The sequence below is a fragment of the Novosphingobium profundi genome, assembly GCF_018491765.1.
GTDB classification, from domain to species: Bacteria; Pseudomonadota; Alphaproteobacteria; order Sphingomonadales; family Sphingomonadaceae; genus Novosphingobium; species Novosphingobium profundi.
Genome location: NZ_JABWCU010000027.1, coordinates 23151 through 41887 on the forward strand (window position 1 = coordinate 23151; position 18737 = coordinate 41887).

An 18737-nucleotide genomic window follows, 5' to 3' on the forward strand; every position below is an offset into this window, starting at 1 on the left:
GGATAGGACGGGGAGGGGAGCGACCTCGCGGCACGGCTCTATCTCCGCTTCGCTTCAACCGAACCCGCAAGCGGTTTCGTCCCATGCGGGTGACGATCCTCGCTCAAAGATGCGGCGGCGTCGCCGCCAGGCTTGCCTGTCCGACTAAGGAGGGGGCGGCCTCCCCCTCCCTGCCCAAGAGCCGGGCCGTCTTCGCGCGGCAGGTCCGCGCTGCGCTTGGTGATCGCGGCGGTATCCCCACCCTTCCTTCGCTGACGCTTCCGTGCAGGGCGGGTGATCCCCCTCCCCCGCGATCAGCTCTCCATGTGCATTCCCACCCCCCGGCTTCGCCAGCGGGCAGAAGTCGATGGACGCCATCGCCTTCGGCTCCATCAGGAAAAAGGGAAACAAGCACATGCCAGATTTCGCAAAAATGTCCGACGACGAACGCGGTGAATATGCAGCGCGCGTTGCCACTCTCAATGATGAACTGCGGGCCGACCTCAGCAACCCTCAACGGGGGCGTGTGGTGCTGACCCAGGGCATTCGCGCCATGATCGAGGACAGTGACCTTTCGCCGTTCTGGATCGATAGCGCCGCCCTGCTGCGCATCGTGCGCGATTTTGCCGACTTCAGCGAAGACAACGACCCCTATGGAGAGCGCGACTTTGGCGCGTTCGAATGGAAGGGAACCCGCTGCTTCTGGAAGATCGACTACTACGACGCCGCGCTTGAGGGTGGATCGCCCGACCCCACTGATCCGGGTTTGACCTGCCGCGTCATCACGATCCTTCGCGCCGACGAATACTGATCGGTCAGCATCGAGGGCGGCGCAGCCGTCGCCCTCGACTTCTCCCTATTTTTAAGGATTTCGATCATGACCACTACTCTCAAGCTGTCGCAGCTTCGCCTTTCCCCGCTCAACGTCCGCAAGGTCGAGCCGACCGGGATCGAGGCCCTGGCCGACGACATTCACGCTCACGGCCTTATCCAGAACCTTGGCGTTTACGAGGATGCGGGCAAGTTCTGGGTGTTCGCCGGAGGGCGGCGCTTCCGTGCGCTTGACCTTCTCAAGAAGCGCAAGGTCGTGACCGCCGCCTTTCCCGTCCCCGTCATCATCAAGGACAAGGCCGAGGCCATCGAGCTTTCGCTGGTGGAGAACACCCAGCGCGAGAACATGCACCCGGCCGATGCCGTGACCGCGTTCGCCCAGCTTCGCGATGAAGGCGGCATGAGCGCCGAGGATATTGCGGCCCGCTTTGGCTACAGCACTGGCCATGTCGCCAAGTTGCTGCGTCTCGGCAGTCTGGCTCCTGCCCTGCTGGAAGCCTTCGCCACCGACACGATCGGCATGGAAGCCGCCCAGGCGCTCACCATGAGCGAGGATCACGCCGCGCAGATCGAGGCATTCGAGCGTTGCGGCAACAGTCCTGCTGCAATCCGCCGCATCCTCACGATCGAGAAGGTTCGCACCGATGCATCGGCCTTCTGCTTTGTCGGTCTGGATGCATACGAGGCCGCAGGGGGCACCATTACCCGCGACCTGTTCGGAGAGACCGGGTATGCCGATGATCCGGTTTTGCTGGACGAACTGGTTGCGGCGAAGCTGGATGGCATTCGGGCCGGGTTCGAGGCCGAGGGTTGGAAGATCGTCGAAGTTGCCGCCGAGGCTCCCCACGACATTTACAGCCGTGGTTATCTGCGCCCCGAGACGCGCGAAGCGAGCGACGAGGAGGCGGCTCAGCTTGCCGCGCTCGATGCCCAGATTGAAGCACTGGAAACTGAAGGCAGCGAGGACGCCGCCGCGCTGTTCGAACGGCGTGACGCGATCACGGAAGGCTTCGAGGCATTCACTGACGCGCAGAAGGCGAACGGTGGGGTTTGTGCCTATATCGGCTACAAAGGCGATCTGGTCCTTCGCCATTGGACCGTTGCCGTCGAACGGCCCACCGCCAAGGTCGAAGAAACCGGTCCTTATGCTGCCAGCATGATCGAGCGCCTGACGGCTATTCGCACGATGGCACTGCAACAGGAAGTGGCGTCCCAGCCTGCCCTTGCCATCGATATTCTGCTGGACAGTATGACCGCGCAGTTGCTTCACGGCTTGCACAGCTACGACCTTGCCGCTGACATTCACCCGACCGTGACCCGCCACACCGTCGAGCAGGACGTGCTTGATGGAAGCCGCCTTGCTGACCTTCCTGCCCTGCTTGTCGATCGGTTTGCGGACATTCCCGCCGATGGTCGTTTCGAGACGATCCGCGCGATGGATGAGGCTGACAAGATGCAGTTGCTCGCTGCCTTGGTGGCGACATCCATCAATGGCACGATCTTCAATCACGGCGGGATCGGCGCGCGGCAGGCTACCGCCGACAAATACGCCGATGCCGCTGGCCTCGATCTTCGCCAGCACTGGACCCCGGGGCAGACCTTTTTCGACCGGCTCAAGAAGGCGAGCCTTCTCGCGATCCTGGCCGATGAATGCGGCGAGGATGCCGCCGCGAATTGCGCCAAGATGAAGAAGGGCGACCTTGCCGTTGCCGTCAACGAGCGGCTTCCCGTTGGCTGGTTGCCCGAACCGGCCCGCCGTTTTACACCTCTTCGCGAGCAGCCCACGGACGAAGGCGAAATGTCCGAGGTTGCTTGATGTGCTGGCCGGTGGAGCGTGTCGCTCCACCGGCCTCCCTTTCGATGAGGACACTGCGTGTTCGGCTCCTTACTCGCCACACTTGCACCGGTGCAATTGTAGCCGCACCCGGCTTCCATGTCGCTGCCGGAGCCCCGCCTTCTTGATACGCGCTGTAGGGAAATCGGCGCTTGTCACCATAGAAGGGCAGGGCGCCATGCCGGTTCGGCGGCGTCGTTTAAACGCTCTCGCTGCTGGGTGAACGGACGTTCCGACAGATCGCCAAAGGGTGGGCTTCCAACAACTATCGCGGTGCGCCTGGGGACATCTGCGTCCTGATCAGAACCCTGAACCGAGTGAGGGTGGAGCTCCGGGTATAATGGGACAGTCCGACTTCGCGGGTGCTGTCCAACGCATCTGGTGTCCGGCCTTTGCTATGCGGGAAGGGCTTCGCCCCAAGCAGAAAGCCGCTGCGATGCCGCTACGGTTTCCACGATGTGGACCCTCCTTCTTTCAACTTGCCCGCGCATGGTCCGCCCCCCGTTCCGGCGATGCGTCAGCAACCTTTTGAAGAAGGACAGGACCCATGCAAAATATCGCAGAGTTTCGGATCATCGGCCGCGTCGGGAAAATCGAGATCAAGGACAAGGTTGCCTTCCTCGACATCGCGGCAAACTACAGCCGCAAGGTCGGCGAGGAATGGGAAGACGATCCGCACTGGAACCGCGTAACCCTCATTGGAAAGAACGCCGAGCGTGTCGATCGGATCGGCAAGGGCGATCTTCTTCATATTGCTGGCCGGGTACGGCAAAGCAGTTATCAGCGCGAAGACGGCGAGCGGGTCTTTCACGTCGACCTCATCGTCGAGCGGTTCGCCACCCTGCTGCGCAGCGAGAACGCGCGAGAGGAGGGCTAGAGCGTACTCGTACGTGCCTGAAGGATCGAAGGCGGTGCAACAGCGCCGCCTTCGTCGTTTTACACTGTGCGCCTCTGGCTCGCTCCCGGCCTGAATGATCCTGCGTTGATCAGGGGGACGTCGGACGTTCGAGTTCGGTGAGCTTATGCGCGATCTCTGCGGCTTCATGCGTTGCGATGGCCTTGGCAATCGCGCGCGCATCGGCCTTCTCCATGGCCGATATTTTGACCCGTCCTAGGGCCGCGAACAACGTGTCGCGCCCGGCGTCGCGGGCAGCCTCCTCAGCTTCCCTGGCTTGTTGGTCGAGCGCGGCGAGTTCGGAGCGCAGCACCGCGCGTCGGTTCTCGATAGCGGCGAGCGAGGACATTTTTCGGGCGGGTTTCGGCATGAAAACGGCTCCGTGAAGTGCGAGGATGAGCGCGGATTCTGTCTGATGCCGAGCGTGCTCGCTAGATGCGCTGACCGCGAAATGCGATGAGTGGAGTCTGCGCATAGACAGCGCGCAGATTGGAGGAAGGCTGCATCTTGTTGCCTGGGCGATGTGCTTTAGAATGCAGGCAATTCCTCCTTCCACGTTTCTTGGCCTATTCAGTTTTGACGGTGTTCCAAGAAAGGGAATTTGGGTTCGGCTAGAGATGGCAGGATATGCCAATTGGCACCAATGATAACATTGGTTCGTTTGGCGGCCGCTGCACGGGGCTTCTAAGTCATGATGGTAGGCGCACGATTGTCCGACGAGTTGGTGGCCGAGATCGATCGTCTCGCCATCGCCCAAGGGCAGAGCCGTGCGTCGTGGATCGCCAGTACCTTGCAACGCGCGGCGCTGTCCTCTGAGAACGACAACTTGCCCGTGACTGAAGTGCAGGGCAGGGGCCATCCCGACGACTATGTGCGCGTCACTGTTCGCCTGCATCGCCACGAAATCGAGGCGATCGAGGACGTGGCCGGGCCGTTACACCTTACCCGGAACGAATGGATCAAGCGCACCTTGCGTTGGGCGCTTTGGGACAAGGCGGGCGTGCTCCGGCTTGCGCCCGTGAGCCAGACCGAGCTTGGCAAGCTGCGCAAGCAGATCCTCGCGATTGGTCGAAACATCAACCAGGCGGTGCACGCGATGAACGCAGCGAACCAGCCTGAAAGTCGCCTCGAATTGCATCGCGTGGCGGCGCAGTTTCTCGAAACCTGTGCCGACCTGAAGGCGCTGGTGTTCAAGACCCGGCGCGAGCTTTCCTCCTATGTCGGCGGCGAAGTCGGATACTGGATCGAGGCGCACAAGGCGCAAGACGAGGATGGAGAGGGATGAGCTTTCGCTTCTCGCCTGGTACGCTCGACAGTCTGGCGGGCGTCTATGCGCCGTCCAAGAAGCGCAAGCCAGGAAGCGGCGGTGGGAAGGCGTCAGCTCCAAAAGCGGGTGGAACGCTCCTTGCCTTCGCGGTCTCCTCGATGCTTCCCTCCCCGTCGAAACTGAGGAGCGAGAATCGACCCAGCGCACAGGCCAAGCATGCTTTTGGCGGTAGCACTTCGGCGTCCGCAACGGGGCGCGCCATTCGTTCCATGGAGCGCACGGCGCGGCGCGCGCCGGAGGTCGTGGTGCGCATCACCGGACGCCAGCATGGTGGCGGGCATGTCCTTGCAAACTTCTCCTATATCAGCCGTCTGGGGCATGGCGAGGACGTCCAGGTGCCTCTCTACACGAGCGATAGCGATGTTCTTCGGGATGGACAGGACATGCGCATTCTTGCCCAGGACTGGCAGGAGTGGGAGGTCGGAGGCGATGATCGGCGCAAGGGCGCGACCTCGATTTCAATGGTTCTTTCGATGCCGGCAGCGACCGAACCCGAGGCGCTGAAGGCGTCGGTGCTCGATTTCGCGCGCGAGGAATTTGCCAATCGCTCCTGGGTTGCCGCTCTCCACGTCGACCGCGATCACCCGCATGTTCACCTGACAATTGCACGTCGCGATCATGATGGGCGGCGCTTCCATCCGAACCGTGGTGACCTTTTTCGGTATCGTCAGCGGTTCGCCCAAAAGCTGCGCGATCGTGGAATTGAGGCGAACGCGACGCCAGCGCGTGCACGCGGGATTGATCCTACGCACGAGCCGATCGCGGCGAAGAAGATGCGCGACAAGGGGCAGGTGCCGCGGATCGACAAGAGCCGTGCCGAACGGGCGCTGGCGTTCCGCGATAGACGCGTACCCGATCCGGTGAAGCAGGTCTTGGCCGATCGCCACGCGACGGTTTTGCAGGCCTACGCCAAGTCGATCATGGAACTGTCCTCGTCTCCCTCGTTGTCCGATCAGGTGACGGCGCAGACGCTATCCAAGTTTGTCGAGACGATGCCTGATCCAGAGAGCAATTCGGAGCGGGCGGCGCGGCTCAGGCTCGAAGCAGAGCGTGGGTTGCGACTGGTCGATGATCGCGATCCAATTGCCCAGGCGCTTGCGAAATATGAGCAGCGGAGTCTCGGCGCCCAGGAATCAGAACAGGCGGAGGCGGGCGTCCGGCCATCTGAAAAGTCGAGCGGCAATGCGCTCGATGATGGCGTCTCGGATAGGCTCAAGGCCTTCATTGAGAAGGCTGGCGAAGATAAGTCCGAAGGCTCCGTTGATCGAGCCGACGACATTCTCCGTCGTGTTCGCGAACGTGACCTGGAGCGCCAACAGCGTGACATTGATCGGTCCAAGGATCGAGGAGGGCCTCAACGATGAAGGACGAGGGCACGCGCCTTGCTGTCGCGGCGATCCTTGAAACCGTGATGGCAATGCAGTCCGAAATGGCGGCGATGAATGCTAGGCAGGTCGAGATCCTCGACCGCTTGAACCATATCGATGCCGGGCCCCCGACGACGACAGACCTTGTGCCGATGTTGGAGATCATTCTCGCGCGCCTTATTGAAGACCGGGAGCGTCAGGCCGAGGGCTTTGAACGGACCGCCGAACTCGCCGCTTTCGCCCATGCCGCCGCGAGTGGGCAGGGGGCTCCGTTGCCGGACGAGGTTGCAGATCACGCATTATTGAAGCGTTTTGCTTATCTGCAACCGGCCGAACGCGAGCCAAGTGATCCGGCCCTCGCGCGCTGGAGGCAAGAGGTTAAGCGCGCTTCTACGGACGAACTGACCAAGGTTCTGAAGGCCCAGTATATGCCGTCGCCGACGGAGCCAGTTGACGTTCGGGTGCTACGTTTTCGCTTGGCTGCGATTACGCGCGATGAACTCAAGGCGCGCGGCGCTGTGTTGCCGCCCGCGCACCCACCGGCCATCGTTCACGATCATTCCGTCATGTCAAAGCAGGCGCGCATCGCTGAACTCGGTGCACTCTGGCGGGCGGGCGATAGCCTTGCTCTCCACGGCGAAGCCGAACTTGCCGGTGCGATCGACTATATGAGGCGAACGCGGGCTCGTCTCCTGGCCGAGGGGAACTCTCCCGAGTTGGTCGACGACTTGATGGAACAACTTCACGAGAAAATTGGCGATGAGTTGTCCGGAGGGCAGGTTGTAAAGCGTCAAACCGCACCTGCATATGATGCGCCTGGTCGGGAAAATGGCAAAGATTTTGACCTGGGATCGCCCCGAGAGACGGCCCCAAATATCCGCTAGCGCTTGTGCCTGCGCTTTTTCCGATAGGCGCCCTTGCACGAACATAGGGTAATCGCGGGAGCGACTGCCGGAAAGGCCGGTTCGCGGATCGAGATTGCTGGCAGGTTGGTTGCCCCCCGATAGGATGAAGAACGGGCTCACGGCATGTGCCAGGCCCAAGCATCGTACGGAGGACAACCATGGAGCAGTATATCGGTCTCGATGTTTCGTTGAAAGATACTTCGGTTTCGGTTCGGCAGGATGGCAAGCGCATCTGGCGCGGAAAGTGTGCCTCAGACCCGAAGCTTCTAGCCGAAGTGATCCGCAAACGTGCCCCGCAGGCCAAGCGGATCGTGTTTGAGACAGGCCCTCTCTCGGTATGGTTCTATCATGCGCTGATGGCGGAAGGGCTGCCGGCGATCTGCATCGATGCGCGCCATGCCAAGGCGCATCTCGACATGGCTCCGAACAAGACAGATGCTAACGACGCCGATGGGTTGGCCCACCTTGCCGAAGTTGGTTTCTACCGGGAAGTGCGCGTCAAGGGTTTCGACAGCATGTTGATCAGGACGCTGGTTGCGGGTCGACGCCAGTTGCTCAAGATGCAGATTCAGTTGTCCAACCAGATCCGTGTCTTGATGAAGACATTCGGTCTCGTCGTGCCCAAAGGCGTCGGCGGCGTTTTCGAGCGGAATGTACTGTCTTTGCTGGAGGATGATGCGAAGCTGGCCCAGATCATCCAGCCTTTGCTGCGGGCCTGGAGAGAAATGCGGGGCCAGGCGGCTGAGTTGAACCGGCAGATGATTGCCATGGCGCGGGAGAACCAGCATTGCCGTTTGCTCATGTCCGTGCCTGGCGTCGGGGTCGTCACTGCAACCGCATTCACGGCAGCCATCGAGGATCCAAACAATTTCAAGAATTCGCGATCGGTCGGTGCATGGGTCGGCTTGACGACCAAGCGCTACCAATCCGGCGAGGTCGATTATGATGGCCATATCTCGCGCCGGGGAGACGGGCATCTGCGAACACTGCTCTATGAGGCCGCCGCTGTCATTTTGACGCGGTCCATCGCTGACAGCAGTCTGCGCAGATGGGGCCTCGCATTGCGTGACCGGCTCGGCTTCAAACGGGCAGCGGTCGCGCTCGCCCGCAAGCTCGCCGTCATCATGCACACGATGATGAAAACCGGCGAGCTGTTCGACCACCGCCTCGAGACAGCTGCGTAAGCGGCGGCGGTATAAACGGCAAATAGCGGGAGAAAGAATAAGGCTCGCATCCAGTTGGATGCTACGGCCCGTCCCTGCCGGGACGCGGATGAGATCATTCCGAGTAGCGGGAAGCAACTACCTCCATTGGAAGATTGCGGCACGAACATAGGAAGTTCTCACCCACGAATTTCTATCCTGCGGCGATCGAACCGTATCGACCGCGTAGACGACCATGTTCCCGGCAAACGAACGGACACAAGAGGCTGATTTTCTCCTTGGAAAGGCATTGACTTTGGGTGGGCGATTAGACGACCCGCTTCGCGGGAGGGGCGCGTGGGGTGGCGTAGCGTGGTATATGTAGGCCTTTAGCGGGTCGAGGCTGGCAGTTCCTTTAACGGAGAGGAACTTGCCATGACTGTCTCGATCAATACTGCCCCGATCAGCCCGCTGCGCCAGCGGATGCAGCACGACATGATGATGCGGGGGCTCGGTCCGCATACCCAGAAGGATTATGTGCGCCATGTGAAGCGCCTTGCGGCCTTCCTGGGGCGCCCTCCCGATACGGCTACGGAAGAGGATCTGCGCCGCTTCCAGCTTATGCAACATGAGAGCGGGGTCAGGCCGAGCACCATCAACGGCACAGTGTCGGCCTTGCGCTTCCTGTATAACGTCACACTCAAGCGCCGCGATCTGGCGCGGGCCCTGGTCGTTACTCGCATCGTTCCCCGGCTGCCCGAAGTGTTGAGCGTCGAGGAGGCCGCACGGCTGCTGCAGTCGGCGCCGGGCATGAAGTACAAGGCGGCGCTGGGGGTCGCCTATGGCGCAGGCCTGCGCGTATCCGAAGTCGCCCACCTCAAGGTTGACGACATCGACAGCACGCGCATGTTGATCCGCGTCGAACAAGGCAAGGGCGGCAAGGATCGCAATGCCATGCTCTCGCCCCAACTGCTCAAACTGCTGCGGATATGGTGGCGAGAGGGCAGGAAGCGCGGGGTGCTGATCGCGCATGGCTGGCTGTTTCCAGGCCAGAACGTCACCGACCCCATCTCGACCCGGCAGTTGCACCGCGCGGTCCAGGAGGCGGCCGAGGTGGCGGGCATCCGCAAGCGCGTCAGTCCGCACACCCTGCGCCATTCCTTCGCCACGCATCTGCTCGAGCAGGATGTCGATATCCGCGTGATCCAGGTCCTGCTGGGCCACAGCAAGCTTGAGACCACCGCGCTCTACACCAAGGTCTCCACCCGCACGATCCACGCCGTGTCGAGCCCGCTCGACCAGTTGATGGCGCTGATGGAGGGCAAGGCGCCCACAGGACCAGACGACGCCGGATGAGCCGGTGCGCTCAGACATCGAGGTCGCGGACATCTTCCGCTCGGCCGGGCCAGCCTACCGGGCGGCCCATGCCGGGCACCTGAGCCTTACCCAGCTCAAGGTGATGTCCGCGATCGAGACTTGTCGCACCGCGGCCCTGGGCGGGCACGTCGAGGCATGTGAGGACTGCGGGCACTGGCGGGTCGCCTATAACAGCTGTCGCAACCGGCATTGCCCAAAATGCCAGGGCGCCGCCGCGCGCACCTGGCTGGCCGAACGGGAGGCCGACCTGCTTCCCGTCGGCTACTTCCACGTCGTCTTCACGCTACCCGCCGAGGTTGCGGACATCGCCTTCCAGAACAAGGCGCTGGTATACGACCTGTTGTTCAAGGCGGCCGCGCAGACGATGCTGACCATCGCCGCCGATCCCCGCCATCTGGGCGCCCGGATCGGGATCACCGCCGTGCTGCATACCTGGGGATCGGCAATGACCCACCATCCGCATGTCCACATGATCGTGCCGGGCGGCGGCATCACGCTCGATGCAAGTCGCTGGATATCTTCGCGTCCGGCCTTCCTTCTACCCGTGCGCGTGCTGGGGGCGCTGTTCCGGCGGCTGTTCCTCACCCGGCTGAACGCGCTGCACGATGCCGGCAAGCTCGTCTTCTTCGGCTCCCTGGCCGATCTGACAGAGCGGCGGGCCTTCCAGCGTCACCTTGCCCCGGCGCGCAAGAAGCGCTGGGTGGTTTATGCCAAGCCGCCCTTTGCCGGGCCACAGGCGGTGCTCGCTTACCTGTCGCGCTATACCCACCGCGTCGCCATCTCTAACCGGCGTCTCGTCGCCTTCGACGCAAACGGCGTGACCTTGCGCTACAAGGACTATCGCCGCGATGGACCCGAACGCCAGCGGGTCATGACGCTGACCGCGCACGAGTTCATCCGCCGCTTCCTGCTCCACGTCCTGCCACGCGGCTTCCACCGCATCCGCCATTACGGCCTGCTCGCCAGCGCCGCGCGCCACGACAATCTCGCGCTCGCCCGCCGCCTGCTTGCCGTCATCCCAGAGACGGAGGCGCCAGAGCCCGAAGCCGAGCCCGACACCTGTGCGCCATGCCCGTGCTGCGGCGGGCGCATGATCGTCATCGAAACCTTCCCACGCTGGAGCCAGCCCCGCGCGCCGCCCAGGCCCAGCCCGCCGATCCGGGAGCGCATCGCATGACCCGGCATGATCCGCCTCTCACCATGGCCCCGCAGAGCGCGCGGTGGTCAAAGGGCCGACTTGCCCCCGGCACGCGCCGCGCGCGCGTCCGCTCCTGGCATCAACCTCGACAGTGCACCAGACACACCCTCTGCGCATCCAGACACCTGCACCTGCGCTGCTGTCGTGCCTCCATCAAAGCGCGCACTTCATCCCGCCAGACCACACCAAAGCCCAAATCCCCATAGCCCAGCTTATCGGACTCGCGGGTTCCTGCATGGGAGGCTTTCGTACGCAAGCGCCCGAAAACCTTCACCTTGTCGGTCGTTCTAGGGCGGATCTGGCGCGCCAAGAAGCCGTCTGTCCGGTTAGGCTAGTCGATCAGAGCGGCCATCAGCCGGGATGGGTGGATTTCGTCCCGACCGCTTTCGGGATCGCGCCCTCGAAGAGCCGCCATATAGCAACAAGCGCGGCGCCAAGGGCGCACTATTCCGGGGGGCGGATAAGCGAAGCGAATTTGCCATCCCCTTCAGAGGCGGAAAAGGTGATGGGAGCCTGCCCCGGCTGAACCACATCGATGCGCCGCGATATAAAGCCGAGGGGAGGAGGCCCAGAGTCATTAGCTGAGGCTGCCGACTGATCGAATGGGCAGCGGCGCGAAATCGCATTATCAAGTTGTCGAGACCGCTCTTCGTCGAGCGCCCATTCTTTGCGTTTCAACGGAGTGTAAGGCGCATCCTTTACCCAAATCTGGCTACGCCCGACTGCCGTCCCATGCCACACATTGTCGGCTTCCCGTACAAGGACAACGCTATACTCGGTCGTCGCGTGATGTCCTCCTCGCCCATACATCATGACCATCGTCGGGGCTTGGGGCATTGGCTCACCAAGCGCCTTTCGGAGGGCTTTGTGCTCGTCGATCGTGGATGATGTTGAAGCAAGATAGTCCGAGGCGACGGGCACACAAGGCGCGGCAGCGGAATTGGCTCCTGTGACAGTTGCCATGGCAAGCAGAAGAAGATTTATCATCTGCGTAGAATGCGACTGGAGACGGCCGGGCACAAGGTAATCGTTCGTCTTGCGAAAGAGCCCCCTTTCGCAACACCCGCAGCGGCAGCTTCCGGGATCGCCATTAGCGCCTGCGGACGGCGCTAATGGGGCGCGTGCTGAAATTCTGCCACGCGCCCTTTGCGGCCGCTGGACAGCTCTATCGTGGTGGCCAGAAGCGGACACTGCCACCGCCATGATCGACTGGAAGGAACGTCGGGCGGCGGGCAAGTTTGATCCGCCGCCACCTCTTTCATTTACAGAGATTGCTTGTTAACACGATCACAATTTGATTGTGGGAAGCCACCGAACGTATTGGACGAGCAGCTAAGGTGGCAGAGAAAAACACTGATCTTGAACTCAAATTCGACGGAGCACCTGTGCAGAGATTGCATGGCGCTCCGGCAGAGGCAGTGATCGCGTCGCTCAACGCACTCCAGCGCATGATCTATATCATTGGCATGCGTGCCGAGGGTCGCGCCCTGAGTGAGCGGTTGAAGCCCACCATTAAGGTAAAACGCGAGTATGCAGTTGTGTGCCGCGCGCCTCGCAAGGGCAGCCATATTCAGCCTTTTTCTGTCGCCTCACAGACAGGTGAGATGAGCGGTGCCTCCTTTGCGGCTCGTGAGAAGCTGCTAGCGACTCTTCGCGCCTTCGATAGCGGCGAGGAAGCGCGGCTTGAGGCTGTGGTTCCAAACGCGAGGGAGCGTTGGTTTTTAGCCAAGGCTGCGACCGGCTTGCTTCCGCCGGAGGGTAGCGGCCTGGAAGTGATGATCCGCGCTGGTTCGCGCGGGCCCTTCGCATTCAAGGCTGATCGCGCGCGCAATCTCCTAAGTGCGTATGACACCCCTCGGCCACCGGCTATCGATGAAGAGACTGTCGCGGGGAAGCTCAGGGCCATCGACTATCAACAGACAATCATGACGATCAAGCCGGGGTCAGACCCGGCGCTTCGCATGGACTATCCGCTCCAGCTGGAGAACTGGCTCCAAACCAATGTCCGTAAGCGGCTTAAAATCAGCGGCCGACCAAAGGTCAATGCTCGCGGCGACATAAGCTCATTCGACGAAATCTATAACGTCGTGGAACTGGAGCCGCACCTTCAACCTATTGATCGCTTCACGTCAGGCGGCAAGCGCTTTGGAACAAATCGTCCCATCACCTTGCCTATAACCGTATATTGGGCAGATCGATTGTTTTGTTTCGTCGACCATCGGCTAGGTGTCGATGTCGTCGTGGATGACGTATCTACGCTTCGTGATGGTGTATTGTCGGAACTCGATTTGGTGTGGCGGCAGTACGCGCAGGCCCAAGACGACGAACTGGATGAGGAAGCGCTTGAGGTTAAGCGGCATCTACTCTCGCGCTTTGGGCCACTCGACTGATGGCGAGAGACCGCAAGGACATTGATGCCTCTTTGCAGCGCAAAGGCTTCAAGCGTGATGACGGTGATCATCACTATTATATCTATTACAATCTTGCTGGTCGAAAGACGATCAAGAAAACCAAGATGAGCATGGGGACGTCGCACAAGACAATCGGTGATCCGCTGCTTGGGCAGATGGCGCGACAGATCGGTGTGACCAAGCCCAGCTTCCTAGAGCTAGTGGACTGCACGCTTGATCAGGCTGGGTACGAAGCTCTGGCCTTCCCGCCGAAAGGGGATTAAATCCAAAGTTGCGAGGTGCAATTCGCGCGAGCGGCAGCTATACCTACATCTTGCTACCGAACCGGACAGTCATCTCTCGGCCCAATCAGGCTGTTGGGATCATCACGGAAATTAGGTCCTTGAACAACATGTGCGCTGTTTGCCGGGGGGCGTGATTGGCTGTCGTCTGAAGCGCTTTGACCACTGGCATGTTCAGAGGCCTGCCGCTGCTTCCGGGTATTCCCGCTTCGCTTTCTCCACTCGCCTCAGCAGCGGTGATGACGCGAAGGCTTCGCGCCGGAACGGAAGGATCGGGGCGGATCGTCGGCATCGCTGGCGCCCGTACCTTCGTCTGTGCGAGCATGTCCTTCTCCTGATAGTAGCGGATCTTCTTGCCGTAGACGGGCGGGATGCCCGAGCGCAGTACGATCAAATCCTTCTCGGGCAGCAAGAGCAGCTCTTGCGGGAGCAGGAGCGCGCGGCGCTGATCGGATTCCGATACCGAACCGCCACCACGGCCCCAGGCGCTGAACGAGCGGGACTTGGCGCGGAAGGTGTAGGTGCCCAGGCGATCCGAGACGTTCTTGGCGTCGTTGATCTCCTTGGGTCGCATGACGATCTGCACGCCGCAGTTCGCGGAGATCTCCTTGGCCACCTTGTCGCCGTAGATGTGATCGAGCTGGGAGAAGTTCTGAATCACGGGTAGGAGGCGGATGCCATAACCCGCCACATAGCTGAAGCCGCTGGCGATGACCGAGGCGCGGCCGAGGCGGGTGAACTCGTCGAGCAGGAGGAGCAGGCGCACGTTGTGCCGGTCGGCCGAGGGCAACTCGCGCACGTTGAGGTCGATGAGCTGCTGGAAAAGCAGGTTGTAGATCGGCGCGACCCGCTCGAGGTCATCGGGCGAGACGCCGAGGTAGAGCGAGATCCGCTTGTCGCGGAACTGGCGCAGATCAAAGTCGCTCTCGGCCGTTGCCGCATCGACATAGGGGTTGAGCCAAAGGTTGATCTTGGCCGTCACGGACTGGCGAATGGACGTGAAGGTGTTGTCCGACGAGGAAATCCAGTCGCGTAGGGCAGAAATGCAGGCGCCAGAGAGAGGCTTTCCGACCTGTTCGCGCTGCTTGATTATCTTGGGGAAGCGGCGCCTGGCATCGCCGGCGGCGAACTGGCGGTAAACCTCGCCGATCGTGAAGGGCAGGGCGTCCTCGCCATCGTCGACGGTGGCCGCGACATAGGCCGAGACCCCAAGGAAGGCGGTGCGCGCGCTTTCGGCCCAGAAGTTGTCGCCGGTCAGGGGGAGCGGGAACAGCATGGCCCCGATCTTCTGCAACTCATTGATGATCTCGACGGGATCGCGCCGGTTGATGTGCCCTAGCGGATTGTAGCGGCAGGTTCGTCCTTCCCCGTCGAGCGGGTTGAACAGGAGCGTCTTCTGGCGAAGCTGCCTGGCCCGATAGCCGGAGGTCAGGTCCCAGTTCTCCTGCTTCACATCGAGGACCACGACGGAATCTGGCCACGACAGCAGGTTCGGGATCACGACGCCCACGCCCTTACCGGCCCGGGTTGGGGCTTCAAGCATGACATGCTCGGTTCCGCCGAAGCGCAGGAAACTGGTATTGAAGCGCCCCAGGATGATGCCGGCGCGTTCGAGAAGGCCAGCACCTTTCACCTCGCCAAAGCGTGCCCAGCGGGCCTCGCCGTGCAGCTTTTGCGCGGTGAACATGGAGCCAAAGACGCCGGCCAGACAGAGGGCGAAACTGATCGCGAAGCCGAGAAGGAACGGCTGCCAGACGATCGGCATGGATTTCATCGACCAGAGCGCGCCAGGCACCTTCGCCCAGGGTGTTTGCATCGAGAGCAGATGCGCGCGCCACAGCACCGTGATCGCGCCGATCGCGGCGCTGACCACGAGGCCCACGATCATGAGAAACGCAATGGCGCCCGGTTGGGACGCCCCCGGATTGCGAACCATCTTGCCACTCATGGGCCACTCCTTTGGTTGTCAGTCGTGAGGTTTGCCGGCCGGATCGAACCACACTTCGGTCATCCGGTAGCGGGCGGGTCGCCCGTCACTGGGAGGAAGGCGGTGCATCTGCACCACAATGTCGACGAGTGAGCGCAGCAGGGCGCGAATGTCGTGGCGGTCGAGGTCGTTCCCGCCTTCGGATTCCTTGACGAGCAAGGTAAGCTGCTCGAGCGCGCCTTCGGCGGTGTTGGCGTGGACGGTCGTGATCGAGCCGGGGTGCCCGCTGTTGACGTTGCGCAGATAGAAGAACGCCGTGCCGTCGCGCAGCTCCTGGAGGAGAATGCGGTCGGGCCGCATGCGTAGCGCCGATTCCAGCAGTTCCTTCGCGCCCGCCTTCTGCAGACCGTGCCCATCCTTGGAATACATCATGTGGACCCGGTTGCGCTGGGGCACCACCAGTTCGCGGGTATCCTCGATCGTCAGCACCCGCTCGAAGTTGGGGATCAACTTGATGAGCGCCTTGGAGAAGGTGGTCTTTCCCGAGCCGGTTGCCCCGGAAATCAGGATGTTCTTGCGCGCCTCGACGGCGAGCTTGAAGAAGCCATTCCAGTCGCTCGCAGCGCGGTAGGCCAGCAGGGCATCATCGACCTCGTTGGCCGCGCCGTGCGCTTTCACTTCGCTGAAGAGGCCCGAGCGGTCGAGGTCGGCAAGGTCCATCGCCGTGTTCGAGGCTTTGCGGATGGTGATCGAGACGAAGCCGCGCTCGATGGCAGGCGGGATCACGACCTGGGCGCGCTCGCCGCCCGGCAGGACCGAGGAGCAGATGGGGTAGTCCTCGCTGATGTCCTGCTTGGTCAGGCCCGCGATAAGCCGGGCCAGTGTCATGAGGCTGGCGTGATCGAGCGAGGGGGCTTCATGCCACTCCCAGCCCTTGCGGGTTTCGACGCCGATCACGCCGGGTTCGTTGATGACCAGTTCGGTCACGTCCTCGCGATCGAGGAGCGGTTGCAGCGGGGCTGCATTGTGCTGGTAGATCGCAGAGACGTTTGCCATCGTTCAGCGGCTCAGCTTGAGGTCATAAACCGGGCTAAAATCGAAGTCCTTGGCGACGAAGATCGCGGCGCTGTCGCCCTGGTTCTTTTTCAGGATCGGTTTGATATTCTTGCTATCCCGCAGGATCGTGTTGCCCATCTCGCTGGGCACCTGCGTCGTGTAGGTGCCTTGGTTCGCGACGGCGCGACCGGCGATGTTGGAGGCATCTTCAAGCACGCTCATCATGAGCGCTGCGCCGAAACGCGCCCAGAACTGCGTATCGACCCCGCCCGACATTCCCGAGCGGCCGAGCGCGTCGGCCGCAGGCGAACCAAGGTCGATCGCGACCCCGCGCGGGGTGAGCGCGCGGGTCCACAGCACGAACATGCGCGCCTGGCCTTGCGTGATGCCGCCCGAATACTGCCCCAGGACCTTGGTGCCCTTGTCGAGCAGGACAACGTGGCCGTCCTCGGAATAGACGTCGTGGTTGATGACACACGAGACGAACCCAGCCTGTGTCGAGTTGATCGCGGTCTGCAAAGTGCAGGGAATGACCGTGCCGGCGCTGAGCAGAAAGTCGCGGTTCTTGATGAGCGAGGCGCGCACCGTCTCGATCTTCGCGTGCCCGAGCTGGTCGGTGAAATCGGTCGAGCCCTTGCTGGCCGAACCCGTGCCCGTATCGCCATCGGAGGGCGGGCCAAAGCCGCTGGCCCCGAAGTTGTGGGGACCGCTCTCCGGGGCGTGCGGACCCGCAGCGGCTGCGTTCCCCGTTGGCGACACCGGGGCGGCGGACGCCGTGAGGCCATTGGCCTGATAGGCCATGACCGGGGCCCGCCGCGCGGCATCGGCCATCTTCAGGCGTTCCTCATAGCGCTTCTGGGCAAGGTTTTCCTCGCCACTGGCGGCCTCGCCCGTTGCAGGGACCGGGTTGCCGTTGGCATCGGTAGTCTGTTGCCCCAGGACTGGACGGCCGAAGACGTCGGTCTGAGCGCTGCCGGCTTGTTCAAGCTGGCCTGCGAGGGCCGCACGCTGCGCGGCGGGTGAGGCCACCACGTCATCGACGCTCTTCTGGCTGGCTTGCGCGGGCTCCTCGGCTGCTTTCGCCGACACGGCGTTGTGAAAGACTCCGTAGCCGATGAAGATGCCAAGAATGGTCGCGACCAGGCCCACACCGGCCCCGACGAAGGCGACATTGCCCCAGTTGGTGCTACTGCGACCCGCAGGCGATCCGCTCTCTTCGGGAATGGAATCGGCGGGTGCGAGTTCACCGCCGCGATCAATGACGTTCTCGGCCATGTTACTGCCCCTTCACTTTGCGTTCGACGATGTTGGAGACGGTGCCCGTGCGCTCAGCGCGATCGTTGCGGGGCGGGGCCTCGTTGTAGATCGCGAGGACCGCCTTGCCCCGGCGCAGGCGGAGTTCTCGGTAGACGGCGTGGATCACCACGAAGTCGTCGCGCACGTCGTAGGGCACGATCGTCTCGCTTCCGTCCACGTCGACGGCGAAGATCGAGGGAATGTCGGCGTGGCCAGGGAAACGCATCGCCGTGAACTCGCCGTTGTCGGAGATTTCGCTGGGTTGCAGGGAGGCATCGCCCTGCTCGGTGTAGTTGAAATTGCGCTTGCCCTCGATCACGGCGTGATCGAGCGCGGTCTTGACGATCCGGCTCTGCATGGCCTGAGCGGCTTGAGCCTGTGCCATCTGGGCCTGCTCGGCGCTCATCGCCTGCTCCGCTTGTGGGTAGTGGAAGCGAATGCCGTACATCGTGGCCGAGGTGCCGAGCGCCAGGTTGAAGTGGTAGGTGCGCGTCATCCCGCCCTCTTGCGTGAGGACGATGAGGTTCGTTCCGGCCGCCTTTTCGCGGGGTTTCAGGAAGACGACATTGCCGACCGGCGCAATCTGCCAGGAGATAGTGTCGCCAAGGGCGGCCTGCGTGACGGTCTCGCCAGCGCCGAACTGGATCTCGATCGCGTGGCGGAACTGGCCGACGACGCTCACCACCTGGTCGGGATCGTAATCGACCGTGCGCACCCTCGCGTCCTTTTCGCCCGCGACGGGCGTTTCGGCCGCAAAGCTGGCATGAGGCGCGAGTGTAACGGCGACGGTGCCGGCGAGGCTGAAGGTCACCAGCTTGCGCCAGATCGCGTCGATACCGCGCCAGAACGGGCTTCTGGCGCCCGACGAGGTGAGCGCGACCTTGGTGTCTACAGGCGACAGGCGCCGGGCG

General features: G+C 62.3%; 16 protein-coding genes. 11 read left to right on the plus strand and 5 right to left on the minus strand.

Annotated features, from left to right (window positions below; all coding sequences use genetic code 11):
- Positions 1–346: 346 nt before the first annotated feature.
- From HT136_RS23410 to HT136_RS23420, 3 genes are all read left to right on the plus strand, one after another.
- Complete coding sequence (locus HT136_RS23410; RefSeq protein WP_214202258.1) at positions 347–790, plus strand: DUF3768 domain-containing protein; 444 nt, start codon at positions 347–349, stop codon at positions 788–790.
- Positions 791–856: 66 nt separating this feature from the next.
- Positions 857–2626, plus strand: a complete 1770-nt coding sequence (locus HT136_RS23415) for a ParB/RepB/Spo0J family partition protein (protein ID WP_214202259.1) — start codon at positions 857–859, stop codon at positions 2624–2626.
- A gap of 565 nt (positions 2627–3191) precedes the next feature.
- Complete coding sequence (locus tag HT136_RS23420) at positions 3192–3521, plus strand: single-stranded DNA-binding protein (RefSeq protein ID WP_214202260.1); 330 nt, start codon at positions 3192–3194, stop codon at positions 3519–3521.
- Positions 3522–3630: 109 nt separating this feature from the next.
- Here the strand turns inward: HT136_RS23420 and HT136_RS23425 are convergent, their stop codons facing one another.
- Entirely contained in the window at positions 3631–3909 is a 279-nt protein-coding gene (locus tag HT136_RS23425; protein ID WP_214202261.1) for a hypothetical protein, read from the minus strand.
- A 321-nt stretch (positions 3910–4230) separates the two neighbouring features.
- Between HT136_RS23425 and HT136_RS23430 the strand changes: the two genes are divergently transcribed.
- The 8 genes from HT136_RS23430 (at position 4231) to HT136_RS23465 (ending at position 13529) form a co-directional block, all read left to right on the plus strand.
- Positions 4231–4824 (plus strand): ribbon-helix-helix protein, CopG family, encoded by a 594-nt coding sequence (locus HT136_RS23430; RefSeq protein ID WP_214202262.1) that lies wholly within the window; start codon positions 4231–4233, stop codon positions 4822–4824.
- Complete coding sequence (locus tag HT136_RS23435) at positions 4821–6230, plus strand: relaxase/mobilization nuclease domain-containing protein (protein ID WP_246544276.1); 1410 nt, start codon at positions 4821–4823, stop codon at positions 6228–6230. The genes HT136_RS23430 and HT136_RS23435 overlap by 4 nt, the downstream gene beginning before the upstream one ends.
- On the plus strand, positions 6227–7117 hold the full coding sequence (locus HT136_RS23440; protein ID WP_214202263.1) for a hypothetical protein: 891 nt from the start codon (positions 6227–6229) through the stop codon (positions 7115–7117). Before HT136_RS23435 ends, HT136_RS23440 begins: the two co-directional genes overlap by 4 nt.
- A 179-nt stretch (positions 7118–7296) precedes the next feature.
- On the plus strand, positions 7297–8322 hold the full coding sequence (locus tag HT136_RS23445) for an IS110 family RNA-guided transposase (protein WP_214202264.1): 1026 nt from the start codon (positions 7297–7299) through the stop codon (positions 8320–8322).
- 393 nt (positions 8323–8715) lie between these two features.
- The gene (locus HT136_RS23450; RefSeq protein ID WP_214202265.1) at positions 8716–9636 is read left to right on the plus strand and encodes a tyrosine-type recombinase/integrase; all 921 of its coding nucleotides are present in this window, start codon (positions 8716–8718) and stop codon (positions 9634–9636) included.
- A gap of 4 nt (positions 9637–9640) precedes the next feature.
- Entirely contained in the window at positions 9641–10834 is a 1194-nt protein-coding gene (locus HT136_RS23455) for an IS91 family transposase (RefSeq protein WP_214202266.1), read from the plus strand.
- Positions 10835–12192: 1358 nt separating this feature from the next.
- On the plus strand, positions 12193–13245 hold the full coding sequence (locus HT136_RS23460; protein WP_214202267.1) for a hypothetical protein: 1053 nt from the start codon (positions 12193–12195) through the stop codon (positions 13243–13245).
- On the plus strand, positions 13245–13529 hold the full coding sequence (locus HT136_RS23465) for a hypothetical protein (RefSeq protein WP_214202268.1): 285 nt from the start codon (positions 13245–13247) through the stop codon (positions 13527–13529). Before HT136_RS23460 ends, HT136_RS23465 begins: the two co-directional genes overlap by 1 nt.
- Before the next feature lie 85 nt (positions 13530–13614).
- Here the strand turns inward: HT136_RS23465 and HT136_RS23470 are convergent, their stop codons facing one another.
- The 4 genes from HT136_RS23470 to HT136_RS23485 all read right to left on the minus strand — a co-directional run.
- Positions 13615–15495, minus strand: coding sequence for a type IV secretory system conjugative DNA transfer family protein (locus tag HT136_RS23470; protein ID WP_214202269.1), 1881 nt, complete (start codon positions 15493–15495; stop codon positions 13615–13617).
- A gap of 18 nt (positions 15496–15513) precedes the next feature.
- Positions 15514–16530 (minus strand): P-type DNA transfer ATPase VirB11, encoded by a 1017-nt coding sequence (gene virB11, locus HT136_RS23475; protein ID WP_214202270.1) that lies wholly within the window; start codon positions 16528–16530, stop codon positions 15514–15516.
- Between the two features lie 3 nt (positions 16531–16533).
- A complete protein-coding gene (virB10, locus tag HT136_RS23480) occupies positions 16534–17805 on the minus strand; it encodes a type IV secretion system protein VirB10 (protein ID WP_214202271.1) in 1272 nt (423 codons plus the stop codon).
- A 1-nt stretch (position 17806) separates the two neighbouring features.
- Positions 17807–18737, minus strand: a 931-nt coding sequence (locus HT136_RS23485) for a TrbG/VirB9 family P-type conjugative transfer protein (protein WP_214202272.1), incomplete at its 5' end; no start/stop codon positions are given.

What these genes read in the sequence shown, in the direction of transcription:
- HT136_RS23410 (WP_214202258.1), top strand. Translation starts at nt 347, where the DNA reads ATGGACGCCATCGCCTTCGGCTCCATCAGGAAAAAGGGAAACAAGCAC.
- HT136_RS23415 (WP_214202259.1), top strand. Translation starts at nt 857, where the DNA reads ATGACCACTACTCTCAAGCTGTCGCAGCTTCGCCTTTCCCCGCTCAAC.
- HT136_RS23420 (WP_214202260.1), top strand. Translation starts at nt 3,192, where the DNA reads ATGCAAAATATCGCAGAGTTTCGGATCATCGGCCGCGTCGGGAAAATC.
- HT136_RS23425 (WP_214202261.1), bottom strand. Translation starts at nt 3,909, where the DNA reads ATGCCGAAACCCGCCCGAAAAATGTCCTCGCTCGCCGCTATCGAGAAC.
- HT136_RS23430 (WP_214202262.1), top strand. Translation starts at nt 4,231, where the DNA reads ATGATGGTAGGCGCACGATTGTCCGACGAGTTGGTGGCCGAGATCGAT.
- HT136_RS23435 (WP_246544276.1), top strand. Translation starts at nt 4,821, where the DNA reads ATGAGCTTTCGCTTCTCGCCTGGTACGCTCGACAGTCTGGCGGGCGTC.
- HT136_RS23440 (WP_214202263.1), top strand. Translation starts at nt 6,227, where the DNA reads ATGAAGGACGAGGGCACGCGCCTTGCTGTCGCGGCGATCCTTGAAACC.
- HT136_RS23445 (WP_214202264.1), top strand. Translation starts at nt 7,297, where the DNA reads ATGGAGCAGTATATCGGTCTCGATGTTTCGTTGAAAGATACTTCGGTT.
- HT136_RS23450 (WP_214202265.1), top strand. Translation starts at nt 8,716, where the DNA reads ATGACTGTCTCGATCAATACTGCCCCGATCAGCCCGCTGCGCCAGCGG.
- HT136_RS23465 (WP_214202268.1), top strand. Translation starts at nt 13,245, where the DNA reads ATGGCGAGAGACCGCAAGGACATTGATGCCTCTTTGCAGCGCAAAGGC.
- HT136_RS23470 (WP_214202269.1), bottom strand. Translation starts at nt 15,495, where the DNA reads ATGAGTGGCAAGATGGTTCGCAATCCGGGGGCGTCCCAACCGGGCGCC.
- virB11 (WP_214202270.1), bottom strand. Translation starts at nt 16,530, where the DNA reads ATGGCAAACGTCTCTGCGATCTACCAGCACAATGCAGCCCCGCTGCAA.
- virB10 (WP_214202271.1), bottom strand. Translation starts at nt 17,805, where the DNA reads ATGGCCGAGAACGTCATTGATCGCGGCGGTGAACTCGCACCCGCCGAT.